General features: G+C 26.0%; 7 protein-coding genes. 6 read left to right on the top strand and 1 reads right to left on the bottom strand.

Going from position 1 to position 7,306, the window contains the following annotated elements:
• The first annotated feature begins 220 nt into the window (after window positions 1–220).
• From H9660_RS00545 to H9660_RS00535, 3 genes are all read left to right on the top strand, one after another.
• Complete coding sequence (locus H9660_RS00545) at window positions 221–598, top strand: zinc ribbon domain-containing protein (RefSeq protein WP_191747439.1); 378 nt, start codon at window positions 221–223, stop codon at window positions 596–598.
• Window positions 599–664: 66 nt separating this feature from the next.
• Window positions 665–1,282: a superoxide dismutase gene (locus H9660_RS00540; RefSeq protein WP_191747438.1), complete on the top strand. Its 618-nt coding sequence runs from the start codon at window positions 665–667 to the stop codon at window positions 1,280–1,282.
• A 275-nt stretch (window positions 1,283–1,557) separates the two neighbouring features.
• On the top strand, window positions 1,558–2,274 hold the full coding sequence (locus H9660_RS00535; protein WP_191747437.1) for a glycerophosphodiester phosphodiesterase: 717 nt from the start codon (window positions 1,558–1,560) through the stop codon (window positions 2,272–2,274).
• Window positions 2,275–2,541: 267 nt separating this feature from the next.
• Here H9660_RS00535 and H9660_RS00530 read toward each other — a convergent pair whose 3' ends face one another.
• Window positions 2,542–3,351, bottom strand: coding sequence for an alpha/beta fold hydrolase (locus H9660_RS00530; protein ID WP_191747436.1), 810 nt, complete (start codon window positions 3,349–3,351; stop codon window positions 2,542–2,544).
• 134 nt (window positions 3,352–3,485) lie between these two features.
• Between H9660_RS00530 and H9660_RS00525 the strand changes: the two genes are divergently transcribed.
• The 3 genes from H9660_RS00525 to H9660_RS00515 all read left to right on the top strand — a co-directional run bounded on the left by H9660_RS00525 (window position 3,486) and on the right by H9660_RS00515 (window position 7,303).
• On the top strand, window positions 3,486–3,704 hold the full coding sequence (locus H9660_RS00525) for a hypothetical protein (protein WP_191747435.1): 219 nt from the start codon (window positions 3,486–3,488) through the stop codon (window positions 3,702–3,704).
• Between the two features lie 252 nt (window positions 3,705–3,956).
• Window positions 3,957–6,368 carry a hypothetical protein gene (locus H9660_RS00520; protein ID WP_191747434.1) on the top strand — a complete coding sequence of 804 codons (2,412 nt, stop codon included), beginning with the start codon at window positions 3,957–3,959 and terminating at the stop codon, window positions 6,366–6,368.
• Window positions 6,368–7,303, top strand: a complete 936-nt coding sequence (locus H9660_RS00515; RefSeq protein ID WP_191747433.1) for an ABC transporter ATP-binding protein — start codon at window positions 6,368–6,370, stop codon at window positions 7,301–7,303. The genes H9660_RS00520 and H9660_RS00515 overlap by 1 nt, the downstream gene beginning before the upstream one ends.
• The last annotated feature ends 3 nt before the right edge of the window (window positions 7,304–7,306 follow it).

Here is a 7,306-nt window from a genome sequence, read left to right as displayed (position 1 = left end):
GGAGTATATTTTAGTGATAATTAAAACTAGCATTAAAGATATATATAATAATTCATAAAAGAAGTTAGAGTTAAAGAAATTCTAGCTTCTTATTTGATTTTTAGTAGATATATGTAAATTTACTATAATAAGTGGATTTGGTAAACTTACATATGGTTACTTTTATCTAAAAGATGTTAAAATGATGTAAATTATATTTTTTAAAATAAAGGAGAAGACTATGTTTTTTATAGGGATTTTTGGTATAGAAGATAAAGAAAAAGAAATAAAAATTATTGAAAAAATACAGTGTAAATCATGTAATAAAATAGAACGTGGAAAATTAATAAAATCTTTTAGATATTTTCATTTTTTCTTTATACCGCTTTTTAAATGGAATGAAGAATATTATGTAGTATGTGAAAGTTGTAATAAAGTATTTTCTATTCCTAAGGAGAAGGGGAAGGGCATAGAGAATGGAGACAATATTGAAATAACATATTGGGATTTAAAGGAGATAAACACTAATTATAATTACACTTCAGTATGTAATGCTTGTAAAAAGATTGTTGATAGTAAATATGATTATTGTCCTTATTGTGGGAATAAATTAAGATAATATTTTGAATAAATATAATATCTCTGGATAAATTATATTTAAAGATAATTTGAAAGGATGATATTAATGTATAATAAAATTGAATTACCTTATGCTTTTAATGCCTTAGAGCCATATATTGATGAAGAAACTGTAAGAACTCATTATGGAAAGCATCTTCAAACATATGAAACAAATTTAAATAAAGCTTTAGAAGGTTATGAAGAATATACAAAAGGAAAAAACTTAGATCAATTAATAAAGGATATAGAAGATTTACCAGAAGAAATAAGACCGGCTGTAGTAAATAATGGTGGAGGAGTATCTAATCATAATCTATATTTTTCAATTCTTTCGCCTACACCTAAGAAGGAACCAGAAGGTAAATTACTTGAAGAAATAAATAAGACTTTTGGAAGTGTAGAAAATTTAAAAGAAGAATTAAGTAATGCTGCTATAAGTCAATTTGGATCAGGATATGGATTTTTAGTTAAAGATGAAGAAGGAAAGCTTTCTATAGTAAAGAGAGTAAATCAAAACTCACCTGTTATGGATAACTTAATTCCTATTCTTACTATAGATGTATGGGAACATGCTTATTATTTAAAATATAAAAATCTAAGAGCGGATTATGTTAAGAATATATGGAATGTAATAGACTGGGAAAAAGTAGAAGGTCTTTATGAAAACTGTCATAATATATAAGAGGTTAAAAGTTTAGATTATTTAAAAATAGCAAAATTATAAAAATATAATTTATACTATTTAATTTTGAAGTGTTAAGCTATCATAGCAAGGTGACTTGGAGTTTGTACCAAAACCTAATATGATATTTTAACACTTTTTTTGCATATAATAAAAAATAAATTTACTTTTAGAAAGAATAAATTTACAATTATAGTGTTAAATTTATTCTTTAAAAATTTTGATAATAAATATTGTTGTTTTTAAAAATTTTAATATATAAGGAGACTAAAATTATGATTAATTTTGCTCACAGAGGAGCAAGTAATGATTATCCTGAAAACACTATATTATCATTGAAAGAAGGTATAAAGTCTGGAGCAAATGGATTAGAAATTGATGTTCATAAAAGTAAAGATAACAAATTAGTAGTAATACATGATGAAGATGTTGAACGTACTTTTATTGGAAGAGGTTTAGTTAAGGATTTTACATTAAAAGAATTAAAGGAACTAAAAAGCAGAAAAAAACTTTTTAGAGATAATAAAGAATGTCATATTCCAACATTAGAAGAAGTTTTAGATTTAATAAAGGATAAAGACATCTTATTAAACATTGAATTAAAAACTGATGTAATAAGATATGAAGGAATAGAAGAGGATGTAGTTAATTTAATAAAAAAATATAAAATCCAAGACAAAATTATATTATCTAGCTTCAATCACGAATCAATAAAAAAAGTTAAATTAATAAGCAATATAAAAACAGGAATGTTATATGAAAAACCTATAGAAAATGTAGCAGAGTATGCAAAAGCCTTAGGAGTAGAGTATATACATCCAGATTTAAGACTTGTAAATGAAGAATTAATAAAAGAAGCACATAAAAATAATTTAAAAGTAAATATATTTACAGTTAACAATCCAATTTACATGAGAATGTGTATTGCAAATAAGGTAGATGGAGTATTCACAGACTACCCAGAATTATTAAATGAAATCCTAACAAAATAGACAGTAATATCCGAACACTTATTTTATCCTTTTGGAAATTATAAAAACATTACCCTAGAATAATATTTTTATAATTTCCTTCATTAAGTTTGTAAAGAGATAAACATTGTATGAGGTTGACTTGGAGCCATGCGACGGAACCTGGATATGATATTTTAAAACTTATTTTATAATTTTATTTATTTAGTTTGCAAAGAGATAAACATTGTATGACGGCGACTTGGAGCGTATGCGACGGAGCAAGGAATATAATGTTTATCTCTTTTGCTACTTTATAAAGTTTAATAAGGTTATATTTACCTTGTCTTTTTCTTCTATAAAAGCTCCATGACCACTTTCATTTAATGGAACTAAAGTGGAATTTTTAATCTTTTCATTTAAATATTTAGCAAATTCATATGGACAAATTAAATCATGTACTCCATGAAGAATTAAAGTTGGAATACTAACTTTTTCAATATCTTCAAATAATCTTTCCTCTCTTAAACTAATCAGACACTTAAAAGTTCCCCAAGGAGAAGCACTTAAAGTAATATTACTAAACCAATTTAACATAGGGCTAGATATATATTTAAAAAAGAATTTATCTGATACATTCTTTAAAAGGTTTGGCCTATCAGAAAGAGAGTCTTTAATAAAAGCATTAACAGTATCCTCAGTAAAGCCATATGGGAAATCCTTAGTTTTTACCCAGCTAGGAGCTGCAGCACCTATTAAAGAAAGTTTAGAAACTCCATGGCAATTATATTTAGATAAATATCTAAGAGCTATAGCACCACCCATAGAATGTCCTACTAAGGTTATATCTTTTAAGTCTAAAATATCTATTATTTTCTTTACATCTGATGCCATAGTATCATAGTCGTAATTATTATAAGGCCTATCAGATTCACCAAAGCCTCTTAAATCAACACCTATACAACGATATCCTTTATCAGGGAAAAAATCTAATTGGTATTCAAATACATTATGATTTAGTGGCCATCCATGTATAAATAATATTGTTTTTTCTATATCAGAATTAAGATCTTCTACTAAAATCCTAGCATTATCAAAGGTTTTAATAAAATATTTCATAAAAGCTCCTTAAAGTATTAATATATAGTTAATGTATTCTAAATAAGATATTTATGATAATGGTAAAATATAGAATAAATGATTTGTAATATTATTATAAATAGAAAGTAAAAAGATAAAGGGGATTAGAGAATATGAAAAATAGCAGAGTTTGTCCAAAGTGTAATGATAAAAATATTATAAAGATACCAGGAGTAACAGGGCCTTATGGAACAGGTAATAACATACAAGTAGGTTTTTGGAAGGGTACAGTAAATGTAACTAGATATTTATGTTGTAATTGTGGATATACTGAAGAATGGGTAGATAGTAGAGAAGATATAAATAAACTAAAAGAAAAATATAATAAATAATTATAAGTGGTCTATGAATTTATATTAATAAATTTATGGACTATATTTTTTATAAGAAAGATAAAAGTATTACAAAAAAATATACATTTAACATATTGTGGAAATAAGAAAATAATAATGTTAGAATTAAAGCTATAAGATAAGTATATTTAGAGAAAATAAGGAAATTTTAAGATTTTGTTAAGGTAAATTTCTATTATTTGGTCTAGACTTATAATATGTAAGAAATTTTATAAATTAGGGGGAAAGATAATGAGACTATTTTTCAAAAAAAGCTTATTAGTAGTGTTTATGGTTTTAGCAATTATTACTTTAAATTTTAGTAATTTAATTACCAAGGCAGATACTAAAAGTGAAGCTTACGAAGTGAAAGTTACTTCAGGTATAGAAGGCAAGTACAGAGCATTAAAGTATATTCCTGTTACTGTGGAATTTACGAGTCTAGAAAAGGACTTTAATGGAGAGGTAGAAATAAGAACAAGTGGTTCATATTCATCTACATATGATGCTTATAGTAAAGAAATTTCAGTTTCAGAGGGTGAGACTGGGAAGGTAACTATACCAATAAAATTATTAGAAGGTTATAGCAAAATAACAGTTAACCTTGTTGAAAATGGAAAAGTTTTATTTGAAAAGAAAAGCTTAATTTCTAATGGTAGAGTAAGCGAATCTAATTTATTTATGGGAGTATTAAGTGATGATCAAACTTCTTTAAGCTATACAGGAAGTATAAGCTTTACAAATACTAATAACCCTGGATATAACGGTGTAATTGAAAAGGTTCAATTAGATGAAAAGATAATTGGAGAAAATAGTTTAAATATAGATGGATTAGACATTATTCTTATTAATAATTACAATATGTCTAACTTAAAAGATGAACAATATAATGCTTTAAATTCTTGGATTAATAAAGGTGGAACATTAATAATTGGTTCAGGAGCTAATGAAGGAAAAACTGTAAAGAATATAGATAATAATTTCTTAGATATAAAATCAAATGGAAGTAAGGAAAAAAATATTAAGTTAATAAATGATGATTTAAAGCTTATTGTTTCAAATTTAGAAATAAAAGATGGCAAGCTTAAAAGTGGAAGTAATGATACTCCTTTAGCTTATTCAGTTACAAGGGGAAAAGGAGAAATAATAGTTACAACCTTTGATTTAGGTTTAGAGCCTTTAATATCATCAAAGGATTCAGGGGAGTTTTTTAAGAATATAATATCAGATGCCTCAAATACATTTTTTCAAAATAGTATGAATGGTGGATATAATCAGCAATATTATAGAACAAGTGAATTAACAAGAAATATTCCAATAAATAAAATAGTATCTGTTAAATCTTTAATAGTAGTTCTTTCTTTATATGCACTTATAGTTGGAATAATAGCTTATTTAGTTTTAAAGAAGTTAAATAAGAGAGATTTAACTTGGATTGCAATTCCTGTAATATCTATAGTTTTTGCTTTTATAATTTACTTTATGGGATCATCTACAAGGGTAAATGATATTGTGTTAAATCAAAACAATATTGTTTCAGTAGATAAAAGTGGAAAAGCAAGTATTAAAGGATATCTAGGAATAGGTAGTAAATATAAAGCTGATGTAATAATTGAAAAACCAGAAAATTTAAATATGAGTTATTTAACTGCAGACAATTACTATTATGGTAATCCTGATGAAGATACAGTAAGTAATGTTTTAAGAGTTAAGACAACTTATAGTGGAAATAATTCTTATTTTACTTTTAGTAATAGTGATGCTTTAGATATGAAAACTTTTCAGGTTGTTGGAAAGGAAGAAATAATATCTAAAATTGAATCTTCTTTTAATCTATCCGAAGGAAACTTAAATGGAAAAGTTAAGAATACTTTAGGTTATTATATTAAAAAATTAATAGTAGTAGCAGGAAGAAATGTATGGGATATTGGTTCAATAAATAAAGATGAAGAAAAAGACTTTAGTGATTTAAAAGTAGCAGGAGCTAACGGACTTCAAGCTTATTCTGATACTTTAAATCAAAAATATTATGATGCTAAATGGAATAAGAAGGGGGATATAAATTCAGAGGAGTTTGAAAATATATTAAGAGTATCCGCATTAATAGGAGCTGTTTCTGAGGAAATTAGTATTAATAGAGATATTAAGTTAATTGCTATTACAAAGCTACCTATAGATTATGACATTAATTTTAATAATAAATCAGTTTCAAAGTTTGATACAACAGCAATAGTTCAAGATATTGATTTAGATTTTAAAGATAAGGATGGTAATTATAACTTCCCAGATGGATATTTTGATTATACTGTAGAGTCTTCTTCTACTAATGTTCATATAGATGACTATGGTGGATATATTTATGGTCAAGGTGAAGTAGTATTTAAATATGAAATTGATGAAAATATAGAAGTTTTAGATTTAATTATTAAAGAAGGAATAGATAGATATGGATATTCTCAAGGAGATAATGCAGAAAAGTATATTTATAACTATAAAACAGGAACTTATGATAAATTTTTAATGTCTCAAGGCTATGAAAAAATTAAGGATTTAGAAAATTATATAGATAATAATACAGTTAAAGTTAAGTATATAGTGACTGATTCAGGTAAGGGTGGTCAATCAATGATTCCAAGAATTACTGTTAAGGGGAGGGATAGATAATGCTAGTTATAAAGAATCTTGAAAAATCTTATGGTAATTTTAAAGCGTTAAAGGGAGTAAATTTAGAAATTGAAAAAGGTGAAATTTTTGGATTTATAGGACCAAATGGAGCAGGAAAAAGTACAACTATGAAAATAGTATCAGGACTTTTATCTCCAGATAGTGGTGAAGTATATGTAGATGGAATAGATGCAATTAAGAATAATAAAGCTTTAAAAGATAAAATAGGATATATGCCAGATTTCTTTGGAGTATATGATAATTTAAGAGCTATAGAGTATTTAGAATTTTATGCATCTATATATGGGATTGTTGGAGAAGAAGCAAGACAGTTATCTATGGATTTATTAGAACTTGTTAATCTTAAGGATAAATGGGATGCCAATGTAGATGGACTTTCTAGAGGAATGAAGCAAAGATTATGCTTAGCCAGATGTTTAGTTCATAATCCAGAATTATTAATATTAGATGAGCCAGCATCAGGTATGGACCCAAGGGCAAGATTTGAAATGAAAGGAATATTAAAGAACTTAAGAGAAATGGGTAAAACCATAATAGTTTCTTCTCATATTTTATCTGAACTTGGTGAGATTTGTACTAGAATTGGAATAATTAAAAATGGGGATATAGTTTGTGAAGGAACTGTAGAAGAAGTTATGCTTATGGCATCAGGTACTGCCCCTATAAATATAACAGTTATGGATAATGTAGAGGGTGCAATAAAGTTATTAAAAGAAAAATCAGAGGTTAAAGAAATATATATAGATGGTAATAAAGTTACTATAAATTTAGCTGGTGGAGATAAAGAAGCTAAAGATATTTTAAAAGATTTAATATTGAAGGATATTCCTGTTATAAGCTATAGCAAGGCAGCAGGAAACTTAGAAGAAGTCTTTATACAAATAACTGAAGATGATAATAAAGGAGGGAAATAGAAT

This window comes from Clostridium gallinarum, from assembly GCF_014836325.1.
Lineage (GTDB): Bacteria > Bacillota > Clostridia > Clostridiales > Clostridiaceae > Clostridium > Clostridium gallinarum.
The sequence above is the reverse complement of the archived record's forward strand: the minus strand, read 5'-3'. Positions and strand labels throughout refer to the sequence as shown.

Coding starts and splice junctions, on each gene's coding strand:
- H9660_RS00545 (WP_191747439.1), top strand. CDS start 221: ATGTTTTTTATAGGGATTTTTGGTATAGAAGATAAAGAAAAAGAAATA.
- H9660_RS00540 (WP_191747438.1), top strand. CDS start 665: ATGTATAATAAAATTGAATTACCTTATGCTTTTAATGCCTTAGAGCCA.
- H9660_RS00535 (WP_191747437.1), top strand. CDS start 1,558: ATGATTAATTTTGCTCACAGAGGAGCAAGTAATGATTATCCTGAAAAC.
- H9660_RS00530 (WP_191747436.1), bottom strand. CDS start 3,351: ATGAAATATTTTATTAAAACCTTTGATAATGCTAGGATTTTAGTAGAA.
- H9660_RS00525 (WP_191747435.1), top strand. CDS start 3,486: ATGAAAAATAGCAGAGTTTGTCCAAAGTGTAATGATAAAAATATTATA.
- H9660_RS00520 (WP_191747434.1), top strand. CDS start 3,957: ATGAGACTATTTTTCAAAAAAAGCTTATTAGTAGTGTTTATGGTTTTA.
- H9660_RS00515 (WP_191747433.1), top strand. CDS start 6,368: ATGCTAGTTATAAAGAATCTTGAAAAATCTTATGGTAATTTTAAAGCG.